Annotated in this window: 23 protein-coding genes; 13 read left to right on the top strand and 10 right to left on the bottom strand. The window is 52.9% G+C overall.

Annotated elements, in window-relative coordinates:
* Positions 1-21: 21 nt before the first annotated feature.
* Complete coding sequence (locus KZ483_RS28080; RefSeq protein WP_220350761.1) at positions 22-993, top strand: glycosyltransferase family 2 protein; 972 nt, start codon at positions 22-24, stop codon at positions 991-993.
* A 1-nt stretch (position 994) separates the two neighbouring features.
* Entirely contained in the window at positions 995-1423 is a 429-nt protein-coding gene (locus KZ483_RS28075) for a GtrA family protein (RefSeq protein ID WP_220350760.1), read from the top strand.
* Between the two features lie 75 nt (positions 1424-1498).
* Here KZ483_RS28075 and KZ483_RS28070 read toward each other — a convergent pair whose 3' ends face one another.
* Complete coding sequence (locus KZ483_RS28070; protein ID WP_220350759.1) at positions 1499-2317, bottom strand: hypothetical protein; 819 nt, start codon at positions 2315-2317, stop codon at positions 1499-1501.
* Positions 2318-2549: 232 nt separating this feature from the next.
* On the opposite strand from KZ483_RS28070, the gene KZ483_RS28065 reads away from it, so the two are divergent.
* The 3 genes from KZ483_RS28065 to KZ483_RS28055 all read left to right on the top strand — a co-directional run bounded on the left by KZ483_RS28065 (position 2550) and on the right by KZ483_RS28055 (position 4066).
* Entirely contained in the window at positions 2550-2771 is a 222-nt protein-coding gene (locus KZ483_RS28065; protein WP_220350758.1) for a DNA-binding protein, read from the top strand.
* A 283-nt stretch (positions 2772-3054) separates the two neighbouring features.
* Positions 3055-3447 (top strand): winged helix-turn-helix transcriptional regulator, encoded by a 393-nt coding sequence (locus KZ483_RS28060; protein ID WP_220350757.1) that lies wholly within the window; start codon positions 3055-3057, stop codon positions 3445-3447.
* A gap of 40 nt (positions 3448-3487) precedes the next feature.
* The gene (locus KZ483_RS28055; protein ID WP_220350756.1) at positions 3488-4066 is read left to right on the top strand and encodes an LOG family protein; all 579 of its coding nucleotides are present in this window, start codon (positions 3488-3490) and stop codon (positions 4064-4066) included.
* A gap of 145 nt (positions 4067-4211) precedes the next feature.
* Here KZ483_RS28055 and KZ483_RS28050 read toward each other — a convergent pair whose 3' ends face one another.
* From KZ483_RS28050 to KZ483_RS28015, 8 genes are all read right to left on the bottom strand, one after another.
* Positions 4212-5894, bottom strand: a complete 1683-nt coding sequence (locus KZ483_RS28050; protein ID WP_220350755.1) for a glycerol-3-phosphate dehydrogenase/oxidase — start codon at positions 5892-5894, stop codon at positions 4212-4214.
* 183 nt (positions 5895-6077) lie between these two features.
* The gene (gene glpK / locus KZ483_RS28045; RefSeq protein WP_220350754.1) at positions 6078-7565 is read right to left on the bottom strand and encodes a glycerol kinase GlpK; all 1488 of its coding nucleotides are present in this window, start codon (positions 7563-7565) and stop codon (positions 6078-6080) included.
* 26 nt (positions 7566-7591) lie between these two features.
* Positions 7592-8143, bottom strand: coding sequence for a glycerol-3-phosphate responsive antiterminator (locus KZ483_RS28040; protein ID WP_220353744.1), 552 nt, complete (start codon positions 8141-8143; stop codon positions 7592-7594).
* Between the two features lie 14 nt (positions 8144-8157).
* Positions 8158-9183 (bottom strand): LacI family DNA-binding transcriptional regulator, encoded by a 1026-nt coding sequence (locus KZ483_RS28035; protein WP_220350753.1) that lies wholly within the window; start codon positions 9181-9183, stop codon positions 8158-8160.
* Between the two features lie 48 nt (positions 9184-9231).
* On the bottom strand, positions 9232-11208 hold the full coding sequence (locus KZ483_RS28030) for a beta-galactosidase (protein WP_220350752.1): 1977 nt from the start codon (positions 11206-11208) through the stop codon (positions 9232-9234).
* Between the two features lie 62 nt (positions 11209-11270).
* Positions 11271-12095: a carbohydrate ABC transporter permease gene (locus KZ483_RS28025; protein ID WP_258881471.1), complete on the bottom strand. Its 825-nt coding sequence runs from the start codon at positions 12093-12095 to the stop codon at positions 11271-11273.
* Complete coding sequence (locus tag KZ483_RS28020; protein ID WP_220350751.1) at positions 12095-12943, bottom strand: carbohydrate ABC transporter permease; 849 nt, start codon at positions 12941-12943, stop codon at positions 12095-12097. The genes KZ483_RS28025 and KZ483_RS28020 overlap by 1 nt, the downstream gene beginning before the upstream one ends.
* 89 nt (positions 12944-13032) lie before the next feature.
* On the bottom strand, positions 13033-14334 hold the full coding sequence (locus KZ483_RS28015) for an ABC transporter substrate-binding protein (protein ID WP_220350750.1): 1302 nt from the start codon (positions 14332-14334) through the stop codon (positions 13033-13035).
* 319 nt (positions 14335-14653) lie between these two features.
* Between KZ483_RS28015 and KZ483_RS28010 the strand changes: the two genes are divergently transcribed.
* Complete coding sequence (locus KZ483_RS28010; RefSeq protein ID WP_220350749.1) at positions 14654-16309, top strand: alpha-L-arabinofuranosidase C-terminal domain-containing protein; 1656 nt, start codon at positions 14654-14656, stop codon at positions 16307-16309.
* 99 nt (positions 16310-16408) lie between these two features.
* On the opposite strand, the gene KZ483_RS28005 is transcribed toward KZ483_RS28010, so the two are convergent.
* Positions 16409-17590, bottom strand: a complete 1182-nt coding sequence (locus KZ483_RS28005; RefSeq protein ID WP_220350748.1) for a helix-turn-helix domain-containing protein — start codon at positions 17588-17590, stop codon at positions 16409-16411.
* Between the two features lie 246 nt (positions 17591-17836).
* Between KZ483_RS28005 and KZ483_RS28000 the strand changes: the two genes are divergently transcribed.
* The 7 genes from KZ483_RS28000 to KZ483_RS27970 all read left to right on the top strand — a co-directional run bounded on the left by KZ483_RS28000 (position 17837) and on the right by KZ483_RS27970 (position 24817).
* On the top strand, positions 17837-19528 hold the full coding sequence (locus KZ483_RS28000; protein WP_258881470.1) for a fumarate reductase/succinate dehydrogenase flavoprotein subunit: 1692 nt from the start codon (positions 17837-17839) through the stop codon (positions 19526-19528).
* The gene (locus KZ483_RS27995; RefSeq protein WP_220350747.1) at positions 19521-19757 is read left to right on the top strand and encodes a 4Fe-4S dicluster domain-containing protein; all 237 of its coding nucleotides are present in this window, start codon (positions 19521-19523) and stop codon (positions 19755-19757) included. The genes KZ483_RS28000 and KZ483_RS27995 overlap by 8 nt, the downstream gene beginning before the upstream one ends.
* Positions 19758-19826: 69 nt before the next feature.
* On the top strand, positions 19827-20945 hold the full coding sequence (locus KZ483_RS27990) for an ABC transporter substrate-binding protein (protein WP_220350746.1): 1119 nt from the start codon (positions 19827-19829) through the stop codon (positions 20943-20945).
* A 26-nt stretch (positions 20946-20971) separates the two neighbouring features.
* Positions 20972-21835, top strand: coding sequence for an ABC transporter permease (locus KZ483_RS27985; RefSeq protein WP_258881469.1), 864 nt, complete (start codon positions 20972-20974; stop codon positions 21833-21835).
* 21 nt (positions 21836-21856) lie between these two features.
* Complete coding sequence (locus tag KZ483_RS27980) at positions 21857-22627, top strand: ABC transporter ATP-binding protein (RefSeq protein ID WP_220350745.1); 771 nt, start codon at positions 21857-21859, stop codon at positions 22625-22627.
* A 41-nt stretch (positions 22628-22668) separates the two neighbouring features.
* Positions 22669-23736, top strand: coding sequence for an Mrp/NBP35 family ATP-binding protein (locus tag KZ483_RS27975; RefSeq protein ID WP_220350744.1), 1068 nt, complete (start codon positions 22669-22671; stop codon positions 23734-23736).
* 28 nt (positions 23737-23764) lie between these two features.
* The gene (locus KZ483_RS27970; protein ID WP_220350743.1) at positions 23765-24817 is read left to right on the top strand and encodes a YeiH family protein; all 1053 of its coding nucleotides are present in this window, start codon (positions 23765-23767) and stop codon (positions 24815-24817) included.
* Positions 24818-24953: the final 136 nt, after the last annotated feature.

Below are 24953 nucleotides of genomic sequence, written 5' to 3'. Positions count from 1 at the left end.
CGCGCGAAGGAGGAACCGCGAATGAAAGCGAACGTGCGTTATTCCATTGTCGTCCCGATGTACAACGAGGAAGCCGTTATAGAGGAAACCTACAGAAGGCTGAAGAAGGTAATGGGCATAACGGGAGAAACATATGAGCTTCTGTTCGTCAACGACGGCAGCAAGGATCGATGCGCCGATATCATCAAGGAATACAGCTGCTGGGACGGGACGGTTAATTTAATCGATTTCTCCCGCAATTTCGGACATCAGGTCGCTATTACCGCCGGCATGGACTACGCTTCAGGGGATGCTGTCATCATAATCGACGCCGATCTTCAGGACCCTCCGGAGCTGATTTTGCAAATGATCGAAAAGTGGAAGGAAGGCTATGAGGTCGTTTACGCGCAGCGGGTGAAACGAAATGGCGAAAGCTGGTTCAAGAAATGGTCGGCCAGCTTGTTCTACCGGGTGCTGCGCGCATCGACTGAAATCTCGATTCCTGTCGATACGGGAGACTTCCGCCTGATCGACCGGAAGGTATGCGAGGAGATGAGGCGCCTCCCGGAGAGTAACCGTTTTGTGCGGGGGCTGGTCAGCTGGGTAGGTTTTCGTCAGATTGCGGTCGAATATGAACGTGATGAGCGGCTGGCGGGAGAGACGAAGTATCCGCTCAGAAGGATGATCAAGCTCTGTCTGGACGGCATAACCTCATTCTCCTATAAACCGCTGAAGCTGGCGGGTTACGCGGGAGCGCTTCTGTCGCTGGCCGGTTTCTTTTATTTGATTCATGTGCTGTATTTGGCGTTATTTACGAATGCCACAATGAAAGGATGGCCGTCAGTCGTCAGCATTATGCTTATATTCAACGGGTTCGTTCTCATTATGCTCGGAATTCTCGGCGAGTACGTTGGCCGTATTTACGATGAGACCAAAGCCCGTCCTCTATATATTGTTCGTGAATGTTACGGTTTGAAGAAGAAGGAGAAGCCTGTCAAGAAGGGTGTTATCTGATATGAAAAACCGGCTGGCTCCGCTGCTCAAGTTCTGTTTCGTGGGGGCTCTGAATACGGGAGTAGACCTGATCGTATTTATGCTTCTTACCGCTGGAGGCGTGATGTATATGCCTGCACAATATATTTCTTACGGCGCCGGAATTTGCAACAGCTACCTATTGAACAGCAGCTGGACTTTCCGCGGCACCGGGAAGCGGAATCGAAGGGAGATCAGCCGGTACATTGCCGTAAGCCTTCTGTCGCTGGCCGTCGCCTCTATCATTCTGGAATTACTGCATGAGCACACGCGGCTTACACTGTTCGTTTGCAAGCTGATTGCAACGGCCGGAAGTGTCACCGTCAATTATGCGGGGAGCCGGTACTGGGTATTCGGTTCCCCGCATAAGCGCTCGATTAGTTTGCGTGAAAACAGGAATGAAAGGGTATAAACAATCAACCTCACATACTTACATGAAGATTCCGGCTTGACCGCCAGAGTCTTTTTTCTGTTTCCGACATTATGTTCATTTTGCATGCGGCGGTATTTGGGCCTTCGCCTTATTGATAATTTCGCTTATTTTGGACTCGAGCGTATGAACTCTTTGCTTCAGGACGACGATTTGACGCGATTGGGAGACAACCGATGCAAGCATGTTACATGCACCCTTCACGTCATTTTTTTTGACCGCTTGGGTAAATCCTTTCCATACGGGGGAGACGCTTTTCTGTATAGAGCTGACCGAGCTTTTTTCCGCTTTAATTCGTGCCTTCACCGGATCGATCTCCGCAAGTGTGCCGCGAATGAGTTTGATTGTTTTAGCCGCACTTTCCTTGGCGGTCTTCAACGCAGCCTCTTTAAGGCGAATGTCCGCCCTTGCCAGCTGGATGGCGCTTTGGACGCTGTCAGCCTGCATGCGAAGCACGGCATTGAGCTCTTTGTTTTTCAGCGGCTTGGCGGCCGCAATTTGTTGATTCAGCGAAGTGTAAAGGGCGAACAAAGGCTTGTACCGCTCCCGCGCCTGCTTCGCCTGCTGGTCGAGCCGATTCAGTTTATCGGTGTCGATTAGTTTGATTTGTTTGCGAAGCGCGGTTAACGTCTCTTCGTTAACCTTATGAAGCGATTGAATCCGGTTATCCCGTTCGGCCGCTTGTCGCTGCAGATCGAGATGCTCGTTGTATAGGCTTCTTATTTGACCGCTTAATGCAGGGTCCGCGGCTGCGAGCATCTTGTCGTAAGCGGACTTGGCCGTCGGCGTTAATTCCAGTGCAGCGGCGGCTGCAGCGGCTGGAACGGCAGCGGCGAGCATGATTACAATCAGCAGCCCCGCAATTGCTTTGTTCATTCTGTTCCTCCCGGGCGGCCTGACGCAAAAAAAGCACCGGCAAGAAAGGCAGTTAAGCCTGTTCTTACGGGTGCTTCCGTCGTAAGGTTCACAATTATTTTCGTCCAATATACATGAAAACCGCTGCAGGTGTCAAGCTTAAGCCAACATTAAATTTCTGTACGTGCTATAATAGAAGTATAACTGGCCGGTAGCTGAATATCGGCTAAAACAAAGGAAGGTTGAGTGGCAGATGGAAGTCTTTCAAGACTGGAACCAGAAGGTTAAGAAAACATTTAACGCAACGAGTAATGAGGTCGTATTGACGGTGACCGAAGCAGGAAGCCTGATCGGTCTCTCCAAGGACCAAATGAAAATTTTCGTCGATAAACACAAGCTTACCAAGGTCCCCATTATGAGAAGCGTCCACAGATATCTCCTGCTGAAGAGCGAGATCGACGAATTACTGGGATAATTCCTTTCTCACGTTTATATGCGTAATAGTCTGCGAATACCAAGCCTGTCATCTTATGCCGATGACGGGCTTTTATCATACATCAGGCTGTTACCGTGAATCCAATGTCCCTTGTCACTGCCGTGTTCGGCTGTGGCGAGCAGCAAAGTAATAATCAATTCGGTTCACATTGCTTCACTTAACTGTTATTATAAGGATGCCGCTGCAGCAATGTAAGAAGGAAAAACAAATGGATATTGGCAATTCAATTGGACTAACTTACTAATTGTAAGGGTGAGAAAATATGGCGGAAACGATACACTCCAATAATGATACGGACACAAGAAACTCCAACTGTACGGAGTCAGGGAACTCCAGCATCTGTGAAGTCTTGAAAATACTCGGGGCGAAGTGGGCTTTCCTGGTGCTCGACGAACTGCTTAGCGGACCGATGCGTTTTAGCCAGCTCAAAAGAAAAGTGTCCATCGTAAAGACGCAGTCGCTCACGGACACGCTTCGCCACTTGGAACAAAACGGACTTGTAAACCGTCAAGTATTTCCTACAGTACCTGTAAGTGTTGAGTATTCCTTGACCGAGAAAGGCAGCGATTTCCAGGCCGCCTTAAAGGAAATGGACAAATGGGTGCAAAAATGGGGAACCCAACAACAACAAACAATCGAGAAAACAAGTCCATAAGGGCAATCTAAACAATATATAAGGCGAAGGAAAGTGGTCTATGAAACGGGTATGTGTCTTTGCGGGTTCGAATGTCGGGGCAAGCCCCGAGTATGCACAGAAAGCGGTACAGCTGGGAGAGGTTATTGCCGACAAAGATTTTGAACTCGTTTACGGAGGCTCCAGAATCGGACTAATGGGGCGCGTCGCCGACTCGGTATTGGCAGCAGGAGGAAAAGTGATCGGGGTAATGCCGCGAAATCTGTTCAAAGGGGAAATGATTCACCCCGGGTTGACCGAATTGCACGAAGTGGACAGCATGCATGAAAGAAAAGCGTTAATGTCGGAGATGGCGGATTCCTATATCGCATTGCCGGGCGGGCTGGGCACTTATGAAGAATTGTTCGAGGTGGTCAGCTGGTCGCAGCTCGGCATTCACAAGAAACCGGTGGGTGTATTGAATGTAGCCGGCTTCTATCAGCCTATGGCGGAAATGTTCAGGCAGGCGGTTCTTGCCGGCTTCATGCAGCAAACAAACCTCGGGTTAATCATCTTTGAGGAAGACCCGGAGCTTCTTATTGACAAGCTCATTAACTATATGCCCCCGGAGCAAACGTATAAATGGAATGAACTTGCGTAACGGCACACATCCCGGCAGCTATATCAAAAGACAAATCATGCAGTAACTTAAATAGGGCTTATCCTCCGTCATCCGATATGACTTGAGGGTAAGCCCTATACGTATGCAATCGCACGCGGCCAAGGTTTTACACTGACCGGACTCGTTATTCCGGCTGCGGTTCTACCGCCTCGGCCAACTGTCTCTCCAGCTCGGCCGCATTTGTTTTCCGTTCGTCTTCCGACCAGCCCAGAATTTCCGCCATCGCAGCGGTGACCGGTTCCTTCCACTTGCGGACCCCTTCAATATTGAAGAACAGGTCGCCGGTCCGGCGGATAAAGAAATCGACTGGCTTTACTGCCATCTCATTGGCGATGGCGTACATAAGCTGTACCGCCACCGGTAGCGGCAGCCCGTACTTACCGATCCGTTCACGCGCCTCCTCTGCCAGTTGGAAGAGTGCATCGACGTTAGAGCCATAGCGCTCCGTCAGGAATTTCGCTTCCGCCTCGGAGAAGCCGCGTTTCACGCCTTCCCTAATCCTGCCGCTGACGAAGCGGGGGAAGCCGCTCGAACCGCCAACGTCGCCCCCGGAAATCGGGATCGTCCTGGTCATGCAGCCGGGCTGTGAAACCGCGTTTCCTTCCTGCAGTAGAAGTTCCGCAAGTTTGTCGACTACTGTCTCGGCCATTTTGCGGTAGCCGGTCAGCTTCCCGCCCGCGATGGAGAGGAGTCCGGAAGGTGAGACGAAAATTTCGTCCCTCCGGGATATCTCGGACGGCGACTTGCCCTCCTGCTGGATGAGCGGCCGCAGTCCGGCCCAGCTGGACTCGACATCCGCTTCCGTCAGCTTCTGCTCCGGGAACATAAAATTGGCAGCTTGCAGCAAGTAGCTGCGGTCTTCGGCCGTCATATGCGGATTTGCCGTATCGGACTTGTAATTCGTATCCGTGGTTCCGAAATACGTTTTTCCGTTCCGCGGAATGGCGAACACCATCCTGCCGTCAGGAGTATCAAAGTAAACTGCTTGACGCAGCGGGAAACGAGAACCGTCGAACACCAGATGGACGCCCTTGGTCAGCCGGAGAGTCTTCCCGTTCTTGGAACCGTCCATATCGCGCAGTTCATCGACCCACGGCCCCGTTGCGTTGACTATCTTCGCGGCGCTTACGGTAAACTGCCTTCCGCTGAGCGTATCGCGAATGACAGCGCCTGTAACCCGGTTATTATCGTCGTACCGGAACTCCTCGACGCGGGCGTAATTGACGGCCAACGCGCCTAGCTTCACCGCTTCCTTCATTACTTCAATCGTCAGCCGGGCATCGTCAGTCCGGTATTCGACATAGTAGCCGCCGCCCTTCAGCCCGTCGCGCCTCAGGAGCGGCTCTTTGGCGAGCGTTTCCCGCGCGCTCAGCATCTTGCGCCGCTCGCTCCGCTTTACGCCCGCGAGAAAATCATATAGGCGGAGGCCGATCGAAGTGGACCACTTACCGAAGGTGCCGCCTGCGTATAGCGGCAGAAGCATCCATTCCGGCGTCGTGACATGCGGCCCGTTCTCAAATACGATCGCCCGCTCTTTGCCGACCTCCGCGACTACCCCGATGTCCAGCTGTTTTAAATACCGCAGTCCGCCGTGCACCAGCTTGGTGGAACGGCTGGATGTCCCTGCCGCGAAGTCCTGCATTTCCACCAGCGCGGTGCGCAGACCGCGGCTCGCGGCATCGAGCGCGATGCCCGCACCGGTAATTCCGCCCCCGATGATGAGTACATCCACAGGCTCGCGTTCGATCTCTTCCAGCAACTGCAATCTGTTCTGAGCGGCGAATGCGCCGCTTGCTTTATTTATCATATCCATACGCCTCCTGAGCGTGTAAAATCTGTTATTATTGCGGTCGCCGAACCGGATGCTGCCGTCAAAGCAAAAAACCACGAAAAGCTGCTTCGCGTCTCATAAAGAGGACGGAAGCGGTCTTCGTGGTTTCTCCTGGTCTCCAACCGATATTAACTTATGGCGTTATTATAACACGAAACGTCATACAAACGCCATGGCTGCTTTTACCGCACGCTGCCAGCCCCCGTAGAGCGCTTGACGTTTCCCCTCGTCCATGGCGGGCCGGAACAGACGCTCCACCTGCCTCAGCCGGGCGATTTGCTCACGGCTTTCCCAGAATCCTACCGCGAGCCCGGCCAGATATGCCGCCCCAAGCGCAGTCGATTCATTGATGACGGGGCGCTCGACAGGGACACCCAGCAGATCGCTCTGGAACTGCATGAGCAGGTTGTTGGATACTGCGCCGCCGTCCACCGAGAGCGTCTTGAGCGGAAGTCCCGACTCCTCCTGCATGGCGGACAGAACGTCTTTCGTCTGATAAGCGAGCGATTCCAGCACGGCGCGCACAAAATGCGCTTTACTCGTGCCTCTGGTCAGGCCGAAAACCGCGCCGCGAACATCGCTGTTCCAATACGGCGTTCCCAGACCGACGAAAGCGGGGACGACGTAAACGCCGTCCGTGCCGTCCACCTCGGAGGCGAGCTGCTCGGATTCCTCCGCCGAGGCGATCATCTCCAGCCCGTCGCGCAGCCATTGAACAGCGGCGCCGGCGACGAATACGCTGCCTTCCAGCGCATATTCGACGCGGCCATCCAGCTCCCAGGCAATTGTCGTCAGCAGACCCCGGCTCGAGGCTATCGCTTGGTCGCCCGTATTCATAAGCATGAAGCAGCCTGTGCCGTATGTGTTCTTCACGCAGCCTTGCTCGAAGCAGGCTTGCCCGAACAGTGCCGCCTGCTGGTCGCCGGCCGCTCCGGCAATCGGCAGCGGATGCCCGAACAGCGCCGGGTCCACATGCCCGTAAAGCTCGGAGGAAGAGCGTACATCAGGCAGCATTGCCCGCGGGATTCCCAAGAGAGCGAGCAGGTCATCGTCCCAGCGACGCTCGTGAATGTTATACATAAGCGTACGCGAAGCGTTTGACGCATCCGTTACATGCACGCGCCCGCCGGTAAGCTTCCAGATCAGCCATGTATCGATCGTACCGAACAGCAGCTCGCCCCGTTCCGCCTTTGCCCTTGCTCCATCGATCTTGTCGAGCAGCCAGGCAGCCTTTGTGCCGGAGAAATAAGGGTCGATCAGCAAACCTGTCCGTGCACGAAACAGGTCATCATGTCCGTCTGCCTGCAGCTTCTCGCATATTTCCGCCGTCTGCCGCGACTGCCATACAATCGCCCGGTGAATGGGGCGTCCGCTGTCCTTCTCCCAGACGACGGTGGTTTCACGTTGGTTCGTAATTCCGATGCCGTCGATACGGTCTGCGGATATGCCCGTGTCCTCGAGCAGCTTCTTAACGACGTAAATTACCGAAGTCCAGATCGCATCGGCATCCGCTTCCACCCAGCCCGGCTCCGGATAATGCAGCATCAGCTCTTGCCTGGCGATATGGAAGATAGCGCCCTCCCGGTTGATCAGCAGGGCGCGTGTGCTCGTTGTTCCTTGATCAAGAGCCAGCATGTAACGCTCCATGCCGTCCCCTCCCATCTGTATAGGGTCTAAATGGTGTTCCAAAGCTCCCGCCGCGAGGTCGTGATTGCCGACGCTCCTGCCGCGATGGCCTGCTCCACGTCGGCAGGCGTACGAATGAGCCCGCCTGCTATGACCGGAATGCCTGTGCGGGTCCGCACCTCTTGAATCATATGAGGCATGACTCCCGGCAGTACTTCAATATAATCGGGCCGGATTTTCTCAACAAGCGCATAGGTTCTCTCCAGCGCGTCCGAGTCAATCAGAAACAGGCGCTGAATGGCAAGCAGGCGATTCTGCTTCGTCTTCTGAATGACGGCCGCCCGCGTTGAAATAAGTCCGGCCGGCCGAATCGACTGGCACAAAAATTCCGCGGCATATTCATCGTTCTTCAAACCGTCGATAAGATCCGCGTGAAGCAGTATCTTCTTGTCATGGCTTGCCGCCAAATCGACAATGCTTTTCAATTGGCCGAGATGGCCGCCGAGCAGCACCACATACGTATAAGGGGAGGCGAGAAGCGCCTCCACATCCTTTAATTTATGAACGGCCGGCAGAATCGGCTGTCCTTTGAACGGTATCTCTATCACCTTGATTACCCCCGCTTCGGCGGTTCTCCGCTGCTCTCCCGGATGGTCAGCCTAGTCGGCAGCACGATCTTCTTCGCGATGTGGCGCTTGGCAGTGAGCCGGTCCGCGAGAAGCTCTACCGCCGTCTCGCCCATATGCTCCATATGCACCTTCACAGTCGTAAGCGGCGGCTGCAGAAAAGCCGAGATCGCAATGTCGTTGTACCCGACGATCGAGATGTCGCGCGGTACGCGAAGTCTCGCTTCATGCAGCGCGCGAAGTGCGCCGACAGCCATTGAATCATTCTCGATGAAGAAGGCCGTCGGAAGCTTCTCACCGGCCAGAGCCGATTTCATCAGCTTATAGCCGTCCTCGGAGTAAAGGTTTTCTCCCGTATACACGAGCTCCGGGTCGTAAATACCGCGGGAGGAAAGCCACTGTACGAAAACAAGCTCGCGCTCGTCCTGAACCCGCTTGTTGTTGATGATGTTGTGGCCCCCGATATAACCGATGGACGTATGGCCGGCCCGGGTTAAGTAATCGAGCACTTCACCGACCGATTTCCGAAGGTCGATTACGACGGAGTCGAACCGGTTGTCGTCCGGAGAAGAGTCGACAAATACGATGTTCTCGAGTTGAGGGGGAAACCGTTCCAGATCATCCTGCTCGAACCGTCCGATGGCCACAATGCCGTCAAGCGGCTCTTCGCGTCCCTCGGTGAGGCCGAAGCCGCCGGCGGTAACGAACAGCTTAACCAGCTCCATCTGGCGTTGGAAGCATTCCTTCTCCACGCCCAGCCGGATCGCCAAATAATATGGATCGAGCATTTCCTCCTGCTCGGAGTACCAGTTCACCAAGCCTATGCGGTAGCGTTCCTTGCCGGTTTGCCCGCTTCGCTCCCGCAATGTCTTGTAATTCAGCTCCTGCGCGATTTCAAAAATCCGTTTGCGCGTATCGTCCGCTACCGATATATTGGGATCATAGTTCAGCACCCGCGATACGGTGGCTATGGAAACGCTCGCCTTCTGGGCGATATCTTTTATTGTAGCCATGCTATATATCCTTCCTGCGAGCCGTAAGCACGCGAGCGGCGTGCGGCACTAGAATAAAGGCCGTCCGGCCTCTACAATCCTGCTCTCATAAGGATTCAGCCGTTGGCCTTGAAAACTTTGAGTGTCTCCGGTATGGTTCAGCACGAACCAGACTTTGCGCTCTCCCGATTCCCGAAGCACCACTTCGACGCCTTTATCACTCTTAATATGCCAGATATCCCGTTCGTTGACAATAGAACGCGTGATTCGGTCAAGAATCTCCTCGCCCATGCCACCACCGATGTAATAGACGGTTCCACTGCCGAACCGGTTACGGGTCACCGCCGCCTCCGGGAAGAACGGATCATCGTATCGGTACAGAACTTCAGCCGTAGTCGGGGTCAGTAAATCGCGCCATACCTCGCAGGCCGAAGCGGAATCCTGCGCTGCTTCCCAGCCCGCTGCCGCGGGTACGACAGGGACGCTGCAGCCTGCCGGAATCGCCTCCGAGCCGCGTATGACAACGCCGCTCATCTCCGCCGCGTACCCGGGCAGCTCCATGCCGAAGTACACGTTATTGTCCTTGTCCCGAATGCCGGTGCGGAAAGAGAACACGACCGTCCCGCCGTCTCTAGCGAAAGTGGCCAGCCGTTCGCCCAGCGCCTTGTCAATCATCTGCAGGGCGGGTACCACGAGCACTTTATAGCCGCCAAAATCCCGCGAGACCGGAATCACATCGATGCGGCAGTTCAAGCTGTGAAAAGGTGTATAGAGCCGCAGCAGTTCGTTCCGAAAATCAAAAGCCCCGCTCTGCCGCTGAATGCGCCACGACCAAATGTTGTCGTAATCGTACAGAACGGCGACGTCCGCCTTAATTTCCGATTGCAGTACGTCCGCGTAAGGCCGGATGTCCCTGAAGACGGACTGGACTTCCTCGTATTTACGTCCGCGGCGGTTGTCGTGATCGACGATACCCATGCAGAACTGCTCAGCTCCGCGCGTCATGGCGCGCCAGCTGAAATAGAGAAGGTCCGAGCAGCCATGAGCGAACGCCTGCATCGACCACATTCGCGCCTGATTGGGACGCGGCAGATACCCGATTACATCATGCCCCTGCGCGCCCATCAGCTCCTCCACGATCCAGAAATTCGCCCCTTTCAGCCCCCGGTTGAAATCGTGCCCGAGCGCGATGGCCGCAGGCGTGATCGGTTCGGCGAGCCCGCCCCAGACCGGATAATTGTCGTAAGAGACGAAATCCAGCGCTTCGGCGTGCTCGGCATGATCGTACCATTTGTCAAAAAATCCGCCCGGCAGATTGGTGGTCACGCTTTGATTCTGGCCTTTTTCTTCCCGCACAATGGCCGCCATACGGGCGCCGAAACGGTTCACGGAATAGGATCGAAACCTTGCCCAGTCAAGCTGAAGGGCGGGGTTGTGAACGGTAATCGTCTTTGTCGGAAGCGGAATTTCGCTGAAGGCGTTATAGGTCTGCCCCCAGAAAATCGTACCGTAAGTCTCGTTCAGCAAAGCGATATCGCCGCCGAATTTCCGCTCCAGAAACTGCTGAAATCCCGAATGGCACTGATCGCAGAAGCACATGTCGCTGCCTTCGTGGCCGAATTCGTTATCGATCTGCCAGGAGACGACCGCCGGTTCATCGCTGTAATGCGCCACCAGCTTTCGCGTAATGAGCGAGCTGTAGCGGAAGTAAATATCCGAGTTGAAGCAGTACTGCCGCCTTCCGCCGAAAGCTCGTACGCCGCCCGTCTCATCCTTGGACAGAATGGAGGGGTGCTTCTTCGCCAGCCACGCCGGAAAGGTCGCGGTGGGAGTGCCGAACATGACAGACAAACCATTATTCTTCAGCTTGGCGATGACCCCGTCGAAGAATGAGAAATCAAACGCTCCTTCTTCTTTCTCCATCAGATGCCAGGAAAACTCGCCGATCCGCACCATATTGCTGCCCAGCTTCACGATCCCGTCGATATCCTCATCCATCAGTTCGGCAGGCCAATACTCCGGATAATAATCAACGCCTACAAACATAATGCTGTCTCTCCTTCACCCGTTGACGCATGAGCCCGCGTCTTTATCTATTTTTCATCATCCTATTCTTTGACCGCCGTACCAAGCATTCCAGATATGAAATGCCGCTGCAGGAGCAGGAAGAAAATTATAATCGGACCGGTTGCAAGCGTAACGCCCGCCATCACCTGACCGTAGTCGATCCGCGACAAGCCGAACAAGCTCGACAGCGCGACAGGCAGCGTGTACATTTCTTTCGACTGGGCGGCGATGAGCGGCCACAGGAAGCTGTTCCATTGATACATGAATAAGAAAATGGCCGTTGCAGCCAGCGCCGGCTTTACGGAAGGCATAATGATCCGGGAGAAAAGCCCCCATTCGGAAATGCCGTCGATACGGCCTGCCTCCATGATGCCGTCCGGGACGGCGAGCATGTTCTGCCGCATCAGGAATATAGCGAAAGGATAAGCCAGATTTGGCAGGATAAGAGCTTGATACGTATCCAGCCAGCCCCATGCCGCCATCATTTTGAACAGCGGAATGACAAGCGCATGGAACGGCACCATCATCGAGAGGAGAAAGATGCCAAAGATGATATCGCGGCCCTTGAAGCGGAATTTGGCAAAAGCGTAGCCAGCCATCGTACATATAGTTAAGCTGAGCGCCGTGTAAATGACGACTACTACCAGGGAATTGAACATGACGCGTCCAATACCGATCGCATTGTTCAGATTGACGATATTTTCGATGAGCTTGCCGCCCGGCAGCAGCACAGGCGGTTTGGCGAACACCTTGCCGCTTTCGTTAGTTGCGGCTACCGCCGCCCAATAGAAGGGGAAGAGCGAGACCAACGCGCCGAGGGTGAGCGCGGCATACAGCAGCATCGAACGGATATTTAATGTTCTCATTATTTATCCCCCGTTACTTTAAATTGGATAAACGACAGAACCGCGATGAGCACGACGATTACATAGGCAAGCGTCGAAGCGTAGCCGAAATCAAAATAACGGAAGCCCGTTTGGTACAGGTACATCCCGATCGTGAGCGTTGCGTCGCTGGGTCCGCCTTTCGTCAGTGTATATGGCTCATCGAACAGCTGCAGCGTTCCGATCGTCGAGAGGATGGCAGTAAAGAGAATAACCGGCTTCAGCTGCGGAACTGTTATACTGAAAAATTGCTTGATGCGGCTGGCGCCATCGATGCTGGCGGCCTCGTACAAGGACTCTGAAATATTTTGCATTGCAGCCAAATAAATGACCATGTTATATCCGGTCCAGCGCCAGGTCATGGCTAGAATGAGCGCCGCTTTGGCCCAAATCGGGTCGGAAAGCCAGGGCACCGCGCCGATGCCGACCTGCGCCAGAAATTGATTGATAATGCCGTCACCCATCAGCATGATCGAGAAGATGATGGAGTACGCCACAAGCGAGGTGACAGCCGGCATAAAGAAAGATACGCGGAAAACGCCCTTCAAGCCTTTAACCGCATTAAGCAGCGCCGCCAGCACGATGCCGAGGAACAGCATCAGCGGCACCTGCGTAACCATGATCACAAACGTATTCTTGAGCGCCGTAAAGAAAATCTCGTCGCCGAACAGCCGGGTATAGTTGCTTATTCCGGCGAAAGTCAGCTCGCCGCCGACGCTGGTCTGGAAGCTGAGCAGAAAAGAATAAATAATCGGGTAACCCATAAATACCGCAAACAGCACGAGTGCGGGGGTCAGAAACAGATAGGGGACATAAGCCTTCGTCCGCATAATGCGCCTCCTTCACCTTGCTTGGAAAAGAGCGAGAGATTTAGGCTTCACCTAAACCTCCCGCGTTGTGGGTGTGCAATTTTGTTAATCTAGCCGTTGTTAACAGTGCGCTTTGTGCGGTCGGCAAGACGTTTAGCCGCTTCTTTGAGCGCGTCTGCCGGGTTCTTGCCGTTGAACGCGTCGGCTTGCGCCTTAACAGCTTCGTCCAGGCCGAGCGCATAGTCTTTTGTATAATACGGCGTTGGAATATTCTTCATCTCGTCGCTGAACAGCTGCCAAATTTTCTGGTTGCCGAAGAAGGCAACGTCGCTTGTGAACAGCTTGGAGCTGTAAACGGACTGCAGGGAAGGGAACAGGCCGTGCTTATCCATGGCGATTTCCTGAACCGCGTCTGTCGTTGCGAAGTATTCGGCGAATGCATAGGCTGCATCGGCGTTTTTCGAGGACGATGGAATCATCCAGCTGCTTCCGCCAAGGTTGGCCGCGCGGTTGCCGCCTGCTTCGAAAGCCGGCAGCTGGAAGACGCCCCATTTGCCGCTCGTATCCTTTGCTTGGTCGGTGATGGTGCCGTAGTACCATGCGCCGAACGGTATGGTCGCAACGGAGCCGTCGACCGTCGCGGATACGGTGCCGTCCCAGCCGTTGACGTCTTTGACAAGGCCGGCGTCGCCCATAGCCTTGATCGTTTCGAGCGCTTTAACCACTTTCGGGTTGTTGAAATCGATGTTGCCGTCTTTGTCGAAGTAGAAGACGCCTTGCTCATTCATCATCATGCGGAACAGCGCGTCGTCTTTGAATTTGTCCGCCGGGAGGGCGAAGGAGCCGGTTTTTTGCTTAATCGTTTTGCCGGCTTCAATGAATTGATCCCATGTTTCGATCGTATCCGGGTTCACGCCCGCCTTCTCGAAAATATCTCTGCGGTAGAACATGCCCGTTGGGCCCGCATCGAATGGGAACGCATAGAATTTGCCGTCTTTGGAAGCCAGTTCCTTCTTGAAGGCCGGGAATTGATCGGCTTTGCTGTCAAAGCCTTTATCCGACAGATTCAGGAAACCTTTTGGAAAAGCGTCAAGATAACCTTGAATCCGGTCGTCCTCGACGAGGACGATATCCGGCAGACCTGCCCCGCCGGCAGCCAGGCCGGTAGACAGCTTGTCGTATACGTCCAAACGACCGATGTCTTCGACCTTCAGATCAACGTTCGGATGGTCTTTCTTGTAGAGCTCGAGAGCGCTGTTCAGCGCGCCGACGTTAACGTTCCAAGCCCACGCGGTCAGCTGTACTTTCTGGTCGGCGCCAGCTTCGCCTTTCTTTTCATTGGCCTGGCCGCAAGCGGAGATGGCGATCGTGATGCCAAGAAGCAGGACAAGCAATTTTGAAACTTTGAACATGGATTGGTTCCCCCTTATTGGTCATGGCTGCAGGTAAAAGTTTCACATTTTACCTGCAATTAATGAAAGCGTTTTCGGTTGCTGATTAATATTTTACTCTTTTTTTAGTAAAAATCAAGCGTTTTACTTTAATTTTTTTACTGTTGCGTTGGCAATGCATTGTCATGGTGGGCGAGATAGCCCTATTATGTGCGTTTTATCCATGCTTCATGTAGGCGCGGCCTTCTCAATAAAAATTCTGATTTTCCATACGCGGTCATACCCATTAAAGTAAGGAATTCTGAAACTTCTACATTATTTCAACGAATGGTGGGATACGATGATAAGAATCTATATCGCGGATCATGAAGATACGCTGCAATCAATCGCAAGTAGACACCATCTCCGTATTGAGGAGCTTATTTCTTCGAATCCGCATATAGCTGACCCCGATCGGAATATCGCCGGGAGACAAGTGAATATCCCGCTGCCGGCATCAACAGCTGCGAGATCATCAGATCATACTTTGGTCATTAACACTGATATTGAGGCAGGCCAAATTAATAGAAATATTTACGGTCATTTCGCCGAGCATCTGGGCAGAGGTATATATGAGGGAATCTGGGTAGGCGAAAATTCACCGATTCCCAACACGTACGGCATTCGAAACGATGTGGTGGAAGCGCTGAGAAGAATCAATATTCCGGTTTTGCGCTGGCCTGGCGGATGCTTTGCGGATTCTTACCATTGGAAGGATGGTATCGGGCCGCGGGAGTATCGTAAACGAACGATTAACGTTTTCTGGGGTCAGGTTATTGAAACCAATCAATTCGGGACGCATGAATTTATGCGGTTATGCGAGATGCTGGAATGCGAGCCTTATATCAGCGCTAATGTGGGAAGCGGTACGGTACAAGAAATGCAGGAATGGATCGAGTATATGACATGCCCGGAGGAATCTTCGATTGCGCTGCTGCGGAGAGCTAACGGCAGAGCTCTGCCGTGGCGGGTGAAATACGTTGCAGTGGGCAATGAAACGTGGGGCTGCGGGGGGAATATGCGGCCGGAGTATTCCGCGGATCTTTATCGGCGATACCAAACGTTCATCCATAATTATGGGGATAATGTCATCTATAAGATTGCCAGCGGAGCCCATGACACCGACTATCGATTCACCGAGGTGCTAATGCGTGAAGCAGCGAATCTCATGCAAGGCTTGAGCTTGCATTATTATACGGTTACCGGTACATGGGAGCAGAAAGGTTCGGCAACTGAATTCTCGGAAGATGAATGGTTTATTACCATGAAAAAGGCTCTGCTGATGGATGAACTCATCACAAGGCATGCAGCGATTATGGATCAATATGATCCGGATAAGCGAGTAGGGATGATCGTAGATGAGTGGGGAACCTGGTATGACCCGGAGCCCGGAACGAACCCCTTATTTTTATATCAGCAAAACACTCTGCGTGATGCACTGGTGGCCGGCATTACTCTGAATATATTTAATAATCATAATGACCGGGTACAGATGGCCAACATCGCCCAAACGGTAAATGTGCTTCAGGCAATGATTCTAACCGAAGGAGAGAAGATGATTGTCACCCCGACTTATTATGTGTTTGAAATGTATAAAGTGCATCAGGATGCGCAGCGGCTCGATATCCGTCTAGAGAGCGCCAAGTACGCGCATCATGGAGAGCAGCTGCCTCAGGTAAGTGTGTCGGCGTCGAGGAATCCGGCAGGGGAAATTCATGTAAGCTTGTGCAATATCAGTCCCCGGGATGAAGCCGATGTGAATGTGGAATTGCGCGGAAGGCCGGCAAGAGCCGCCGTCTCCGGAGTAATTTTAACGGCTGGGGATATGCGTGCGCACAATACTTTTGAACAGCCTGATACTGTTAAGCCGTCTGATTTTACCGGAGTGGCTTTGACTGACGAAGGGTTTGCCGTCGTTCTTCCTCCTATGTCCGTGGTTATGATAACGATTTTCTGACAATGGAAAACCAGTAAGCAAATATGCAGCACGTTTAAACTTACCTCAGCCGGCGCTGAGGTAAGTTTTGTTTTGACAGAAGGTGATATACCTCGATTGTTAGTACAGTAAAGAAAAGGACCAATTCCCCTCCATGGGCTTATTGAGCAAGGAGGGGAGCTTGAGCTGCTTCGCGGCCTCCTCCAGATAGTCCCCCCGAAAATTCAAGGTGCTCGTAACATTGTTTTCCGCCAGGTTGCAGAGCGTCTTCAAATCCTTTGTATAAGCGGCTGCGTCCCATCGGACCTCAGAACACAGATTGGCAACCATCTCGAGCGGGAAGCCGGTCGAGCGGGAAATGATTTTCGCGGCCTTGACGGGAAAGCAGCGCATGACCTGATGGGCCCGCAAATGCGCCTTTAAATACGCGGTTACTGCCCAGTCGTTGGCTTGCATCCAGCGGTCTTGAGCGACCAGCCCGGTCAAATAATCGTCATTCCATTCTTGGTCAAAGTAAATCGATTCCGCACCCTGCAGACGAGCCAAGCTGACATAAGGCTCCCACATAGCGCTCGCGCCTACATGCTGCAGTGTAATGCTGTCAAGGCTGTCGTTCATCTCCCGGTGAATAATGTGGATGTGCTGAGTTTCCAATGAAGTGAGCAGGCGCTTTAAACGATGCCCTGCGCTCGAGTTTACAACAGTGGATATGGTCTGATCGGAGAGATCGGTTGAAGTGCGGATGGAGGAACCTCTGGGCACGACGATCGAAATCCCTTTGCTGCAGGTTGTTTTTCCATCGAAAGCAAGGAGAACCGGTCTGAAATTTGGTAGCATTTGGGCAAGCTGCAGACTGACAATAATAGGGTAGTCGCCTAGAGAGGCAAGCTGAATGCTGCCGGCGATCATGCCCTCGACAAGCTCCAGACCGTTTGCGGCATCGTGCCACCGAACCGTATACGGGCGGGAAGGCTCGGCAGCGGCGATTTCTTCCTCGAACAAACGCATTTCCTTCACGATCAGTGCGCTCCACATATGCGCCGTGCCGCTTTGGTAGCCGATCGTAATCGTTTCGTTGCACGGCTCCTGGCCGGCTCTTTGAGCAGCCGGATCCAGGATACGGGAGTGGGAACGAATCCACAGCTGAACGTCTTCTTTGTGAAAGTATATTTCTTTTCCGATCTTGACGAAAGGCATCCGCTGCTGCTTCCGCCAACGGTCAAGCGTCGACCGGCTTACTTCGAGCAGATCCATTGCTTCCTGCAATGTCAATAAGTTTAACCGCTTATCTAACATGTCCATCGCCCCGTTAGACTGAAATCAAACTTCCTATAATCTATATTAATTTAGCGATGATTTATGTGTCAATTATATGTCAAGAAATATAACATTTATAATTACATTATGTGGAAATATTCGTCGATATTCATCATTGATCATCATATATATACCATCATATGTTATGCTAATTGACATCAAATATGAGCGGGTGCTACAGTCGAAATAAGGAACTTCCTTAATCCATCTATGAAACAAGGAGGCGCGGAAATGATCAATACACGTGAATATGAAACGGATGTCCTTATCATTGGCGGGGGGACGGCCGGAACAATGGCGGCAATCAAGGCAAAGCAGGAAAATCCCGATGCTGAAGTTCTTGTCCTCGATAAAGCGGATATTCGCCGCAGCGGAGCGATCTGCATGGGGATGGACGGTTTGAACAATGCCATCGTGCCGGGCAAGGCGACGCCGGAAGAGTATACGCAGGAGATTACCGATTCGAATGACGGTATCATCGATCAACGCGCCGTTTACCGGCAAGCGTCCGAGTGCTATGAGATCATCAAGCTGCTCGATTCATGGGGGGTGGATTTTGAAAAGGATGAGCACGGAGACTTTCAGGTTTACCGGGTACACCGGAAAGGCAGGTACGTGCTTCCTATGCCCAAGGCGAGCGATCTCAAGCAAATCCTTGCCAAGCACGTCAAGAAGAGCCGGTGCAAGGTCGTCAACCGGGTCATGGCGACAAGGCTGCTTACCAAGGGCGACCAGGTAATCGGCGCGCTCGGAGTAGATGTGATGAACGGAGATTTTATTATCGTTCGTGCGAAAGCGGTCGTTTGCACCACCGGAGCAGCGGGCCGAATGGGAACGACGGATTCCGGTTATTTGTACAGCACCTATGAGAATCCGACCAATACAGGTGAAGGGTTTGTGATGGCCTATCATGCGGGGGCCGAACTGACAGGCATCGAATGCTATCAGATCAACCCGACGATGAAGGATTATAACGGACCCGCTTGCGCTTATGTGGCCGGACCCTTCGGCGGTTATACGGCGAATGCCAAAGGGGAACGCGTCACCGGCTGCGATTACTGGAGCGGGGAGCTCATCATGAATATGTGGAAGATGGCCAACAAAGGCCAATGGCCGTTATTCCTGCGGATGAGCCATCTGGATGACAGTGTCATATCGAAAATAGAAGACATCCTGCACCAGAATGAACGTCCGAGCCGCGAGCGGTTCCACCAGAACCGGGGGCTCGATTACCGCGACCAAATGGTAGAGCTTCACTTTTCCGAGGTGGGGCTTTGCAGCGGGCACAGCGCCTCGGGGGTGCTTGTCAACCATGAAGCGGAGACGTCGCTTAAAGGCTTGTACGCCGCCGGCGACATGGCGTGCGTGCCTCATCAATACCTGCTCGGGGCACTTACCTTTGGCAAAATTGCCGGCGAGAACGCTGCAAGGTTCGCGCGGACCCAAACGGAATACGAGCCCGATCCTGCCCAGATCGAAGCGGAGCGGGAGAGGATTTACGCGCCGCTCGGCAATCCGGGTGGAGTGCCTCATCAGCAGGTGGAGACGAAAATCCGCCGCATTGTCACCCAGTATTTGATGCCGCCCAAGATCACGAACAAGATGGAGATGGCTCTGGAGAAGATTGAGCATTTCCGCAAGGTCGATCTCAAGCAGCTCGGCGCGAGGGATCCTCACGAGCTGGGCAGAGCGCTCGAGGTGCACAGCATCGTCGATTGTGCGGAGATGATGGCAAGGGCATCGCTTTTCAGAAAAGAAAGCCGCTGGGGATTTTACCACTATTACCTGGATCATCCGGAGAGGGATGATAAAAACTGGTTGAAGCGGGTTATTCTGAGGCGCGGTGCGAATGGAGAGATGACGCTTGGCACGAAGGAACTGCCTCTCTACATTCTGAGACAGGAGTTGGTCGTAAATGAATAATTGGTCCACCAATGTCATTTCGCAGCGTGTCGAAGCGGGAGTCATTATCGATAAGGACAAATGCATCGGCTGCGACATTTGTGTTCAAGTATGCCCAATGGGCATTCTTGCGCTCGATGAAAATAAAAAAGCGTATATGAAATACGATGAATGCTGGTACTGCACGCCTTGCGAGGTGGATTGTCCGGTCGATGCGGTCACGGTAAATATTCCGTATTTGGTCAGGTAACGGCTGCAGGCCGAACCGCCGGCAGGAATCCGCCGGCGGTGGCGCCGATAAGGGGGGGGACGACGATTCATGCCCAGAAAATCCGCCATCATCGCTTTATTCCTGCTGATACTGTTGGCACTGGAGGGCTGCGTAAAGCCAGACGGGAGTTTGGGTGATAATCCGGCTGCTTCAAGTGCGGGCGGCAGCCCTGCCAAGACGGTTAAAATAACGATCGGTTATCAAAGTCCGACCGCCCAAACATGGGGCGCGCTTATAATGAAAGACAAAAAAATATTTGAAAAGTATTTAAAGGAGGCCGAGCCGGATACGTCCTTTGATGTGGAATGGTTCGACGCTTCGGCTGGAACCGTCCTTAACAACAATATGATCGGCGGTAAAATCCAGCTCGCTTTCATGGGCGATATGCCTCTGCTTCTTAACGGTGTTAAGGGTTTGACGCAGTCCAATTATCATTCGGTGTTCCTGGCATTCGACGGGAAAGGGGTTATGGGCCGGAATCAAGCCATCATCGTCCCGAAGGAAAGTGGCATAAAGGATATTAAGGATTTGGCCGGTCATACCGTATCGACGCCGATCGGGAGCAGCGCGCACCGCATGCTTCTTGATGCTCTGAGACTGAATGGCCTTCTGGATAAGGTCAAAATTGTCGATCAGGGCGTGACGGTCGGCATGCAGAGCATCGAGCAGAATAAAATCGCCGCCCATGCCACCTGGGAGCCTTACCCCGGCTTGGCCGTCCAGAAAGGCGCAGGCAAAATATTGTATGACGGAGCGCAAACGAATATCGATTACCTCGATGGGATCGTAGCGAACCAGGATTGGGTTCAAGGCAATAAAGCATACACCATCGCATTCATGAAAGCATTGATTGAAAGTCATGCGTTCATAGTGAAATCTCCGGACGAGGCGGCGCAAATCTTCGAGCGGGAGAGCGGCTTTCCCCTTGAAGTTTGCAAGGAGATGACCAAGTCGATCCGATTCGATGCAGCGGTTTATGACCGCGACCTGAAAACGTTGGAGGGAAGTATTGCTTTTCTGCGCTCTTTGGGAAAGCTCGAGGAGGATCTGGACCTGAAGACGTTCATTAATACCACGTACCTGGAAGAAGCGGCGGCATCGTTAAAACGGCCATATTTGACGGAAGAACAGCGTAAATCGGACTACATCGCCGGAATGGAGTACTAAACCATTAAAGGACGGAGGAGTGGAGCATGGAATCCGTTGGAGTATCGACAGTTGTGAAAGAAGAGGACAACATTGCGTCTTTGGGTCGACGGGAAATCAGAGAACGAAAGGTTCATCGGCTGCTGTTTGATAACACGAAAAGCTATATGCTGCGGGTCGGATCGGTTGCCGTATTTTTGGCGGTTTGGCATATTCTCTCCACTTTAAACGTCATGTGGCCCCTGCAGTTTGGCAACCTGCCTACCCCGATGGAGGTTCTGCGGAAATGGCAGGAGGTCGCCATGAGCACCAATTATTACGTCAATATTATGTACAGCGTCTACCGGGTCTCGCTCGGGATTGTGCTTGGTCTGGTCTCCGGCGTACTGATGGGTATTTGGCTTGGACTGTCGGCAAGGGCAAACAATTCGATGTTCCCGACTTTTGAAATATTCAGACCTATACCGCTTATCGCGTTTTTGCCGATTGCCATGCTGCTTTTCAATACAATCGAAGGGGGCATTGTGTTTATTACGTATATCGGCGCCTTCTTCCCCATCTTGATTACCACGCGCAGCGCCATCAAGCGGGTTTCCCCCACACTGATCAACGCATCCAAATGTTTAGGCTGTCCGCCTGGAAAGGCGGTATGGATGGTCTACCTTCCGGCTGCCGCGCCGGAAATTTTTTCTGCGCTTACCGTTGGCGTGGGAGCCTCATGGATGGGCGTCATCACTGCCGAGATGATGGCCGGACAATACGGCGTCGGCTATTATACATGGGAAGCCTATCAGCTGATGCAGTATGACGATTCGATCGTCGGTATGTTCACGATCGGCGTACTCGGCTTTCTCTTCTCCGCCTTGGTCCGGCTGTTCGAGAAGATTTTCGTCAAGTGGAAGAACGTTTGAATGGAAGGGCGGTGACGAGCGATGGAAGTGAAAATCATGGGTGTCTCCAAGAGCTATCAATTGGGCTCGGATGTTCAGGTTCAGGCGCTGCAGCTTGTTTCCGAGACCGTCATACACGGGGAATTTCTGTGCCTGCTCGGGCCGTCGGGCTGCGGCAAAAGCACACTCCTCCGCTTGATTGCGGGCATTGAACATACCGGTGCCGGCCAAATCCTGTGCGGCGGAATTCCCGTAACGGGGCCGGATCCGAGCAGAGGCTTTGTCTTCCAGGATTACGGCCTGTTTCCCTGGAGAACGGTACGCCAGAACATTCAATTCGGTTTGGAGCTGAAGAAGGTTCCAAGACGGGAGCGTAAGGAAATATCCGATTATTATTTGAATCTGATGGAGCTCTCACACGCGGAGAGTTTGTATCCGGAACAAATATCCGGCGGAATGAAGCAGCGGGTTGCCATTGCCCGGTCACTTTGCCTGCAGCCGGACGTACTGCTGATGGATGAACCGTTCGGCGCTCTGGATGCCCTGACCCGCCTTAAGATGCAGGAAGAATTAATGAGAATATGGCAGCTCGAGAAGATTACGGTCATCTTCGTTACTCACGATGTGGAGGAAGCCTTGTATCTGGCCGACCGGATCGTGATTATGGCTGCGCGCCCAGGCCGTGTCAAGGAGGTTGTGTCTGTCCCGATCGCAAGGCCGCGGAGCCGAACGAGTCAGGACTTCTTGCATATTCGGGCCCAAATATACGGTTTTATGGGACTTGATGCCGACCACACCAAAGCCGCGATCTAGCACAGAGAATGAAGGACATTCGGGAGGAATGGGGTGCCGCAATGTTATCGAAACAAGCCGTATTGGATGCTTTGGGCCACCTGGTGGAACCGGAATCGAAACGCAGCATGACGGAGCTGAATTTGGTGACGGACGTGGTGATTAAAGAAAAGGATGTATATATGACGATGGCGATGTCCGATTCCAATGAGGCTGCCGTCGGCCGGATCAGGGAAGAGGCCTCAAGCGCATTGCTGGGGATGGGCATAGACCGCGTTCACATCCGGTTCAGAGCGCCGGTCGTCCGCGAACGTCCCGGTCCGCCGCACATTGGGACCATGCACAAAACGCCGGCGGAGCCTGTGCCTGTTCCTGGCAAGGATACGATCTTTCTCACCATCGCCAGCGGCAAGGGCGGTGTCGGCAAATCGACGGTAACGGCTAATTTGGCGAGAGCGCTGGCGGGAAAGGGGAAGAAGGTCGGCCTGCTGGACGCGGATATATACGGCTACAGCATACCCGCGATAATGGGAATACGGGAGCGTCCTTCATTGGACGGAGAAATGATCATTCCTGTTGAGGCATCCGGGGTGAAGGTCGCTTCAATGGGTTTTTTCAGCGAAGACAATGCTCCGGTTGTTTGGCGAGGTCCTCAATTGGGCAAAATGCTGCGGACTTTTTTTACTCTCGTGAAATGGGGCGACCTGGACTACATGTTGATAGATCTGCCTCCGGGGACAGGGGACGTTCCTTTGGATCTGCATGCCATCCTGCCGCAAAGCAAGGAGATTATCGTGACGACACCTCATATCAATGCGCTTCATGTAGCAGTCAGGGCGGGTGAGTTAGCGAGAAAAACCAAGCATGAAGTAGTAGGCGTCGTTGAGAATATGTCATACATGATGATCGATGGGAAGAGGAAACATATATTCGGAACAAAGGGAGGGGAACGGTTAGCCGGCCAGCTGAATACGAAGCTGCTTTCCAGCATTCCGCTCGAGCCCTCCTATGAAGAAAGTCCGGAATTGTATATGGAGGGTACTTATCTGTTTCATGAGTCCAGTCAGGCGGGGCAGCTCTTTGGCAAGCTGGCCGGGGAATTGATTATTACCATGCCTACTTCAGTCTGAACATGAAAGGTTAATGAGGTTAAGAGAGATGGAATCACGAGCAAAAAGCCCAGCGGTCAGCGTCAAGGAACGGCTGGTGGCATCATCCGCGGGGTCAGTGTCAGGCGGAATCATTTTTACGTTTATTATAGCGTTAATGGGCTATGGACTTATGGCTGTACCGGGATTTATTTATATAGGACAGCTTGCTTGTGCAATCATTATTGCTGTGGCTTACCGTCAAATTTTCGGATATCCGGAAAGAGTCCGCGCCGGTATTCAGTTTTCATCGAAAATGCTGCTGCGGCTTGCCATTATTCTCTATGGCTTGAAGCTCAATATCCAAGTCGTTGTCCATGAAGGACTCGGCCTGCTCGTACGCGACGCGGGAGTTATTATTTTCTCTATTCTGGTTACCTTAATACTGGCAAAATGGCTCAAAGCAGATTTCACCCTTTCGCTTCTGCTCGGGATCGGCACCGGAGTCTGCGGAGCGGCCGCCATTGCCGCCGTATCGCCCATTCTGAAGGCGAAAGATGAAGAGACGGCCATAAGTGCAGGCATTATCGCTCTGGTCGGATCCGTCTTCGCGATTGCCTATACGATATTGAGGCCTTACATGGAATTGACGGACATTACATACGGGATTTGGTCCGGATTAAGCTTGCATGAGATTGCACATGTCGCCTTGGCGGCGGCTCCCGCCGGAGAGGACGCGCTGGCCGTTGCCCTGCTGTCCAAGCTTGGCCGGGTATTCATGCTTGCTCCTGTTTGTATGATCCTGATGTACTGGAGGAAACGGACAGGAAAGCTTCAAGCGGGCTCAAAGATTGAATTTCCCTGGTTTTTGATTGGATTTATGGTCATGAGTTTTATCGGCAGCTACATACTCGGGAAGCATATTATCCTTCCGGATGCCCTCATAAACGGCATATCGGCCGTAACAACGTTTGCATTAATGATGGCAATGGTTGGACTAGGATTAAATGTATGCTTTAGGGACCTTCGGACGAAAGCTCTGAGGCCTCTTGCTGCCATGTTGATCGCTTCAATTCTTCTATCCGCATTAACCTGGGCGGTTCTGGAGCATCCCCTGAAATAAAAAAACCGCACAAGAGCGCGGTTTGGCAGGGGCTTGGAAGAATCATGAAGCGCCGAAATGGATGAAGCAGCGACAAGGTCAACCGTGTAAACACTGCGCGTTTAGTTGTTGACTCCCCGCTGTTGCGCCGGGCAAA

The sequence above is a fragment of the Paenibacillus sp. sptzw28 genome (assembly GCF_019550795.1).
Taxonomy (GTDB): domain Bacteria; phylum Bacillota; class Bacilli; order Paenibacillales; family Paenibacillaceae; genus Paenibacillus_Z.
Note: the sequence above shows the minus strand (reverse complement) of the source record. Positions and strands in the feature narration are given on the sequence as shown.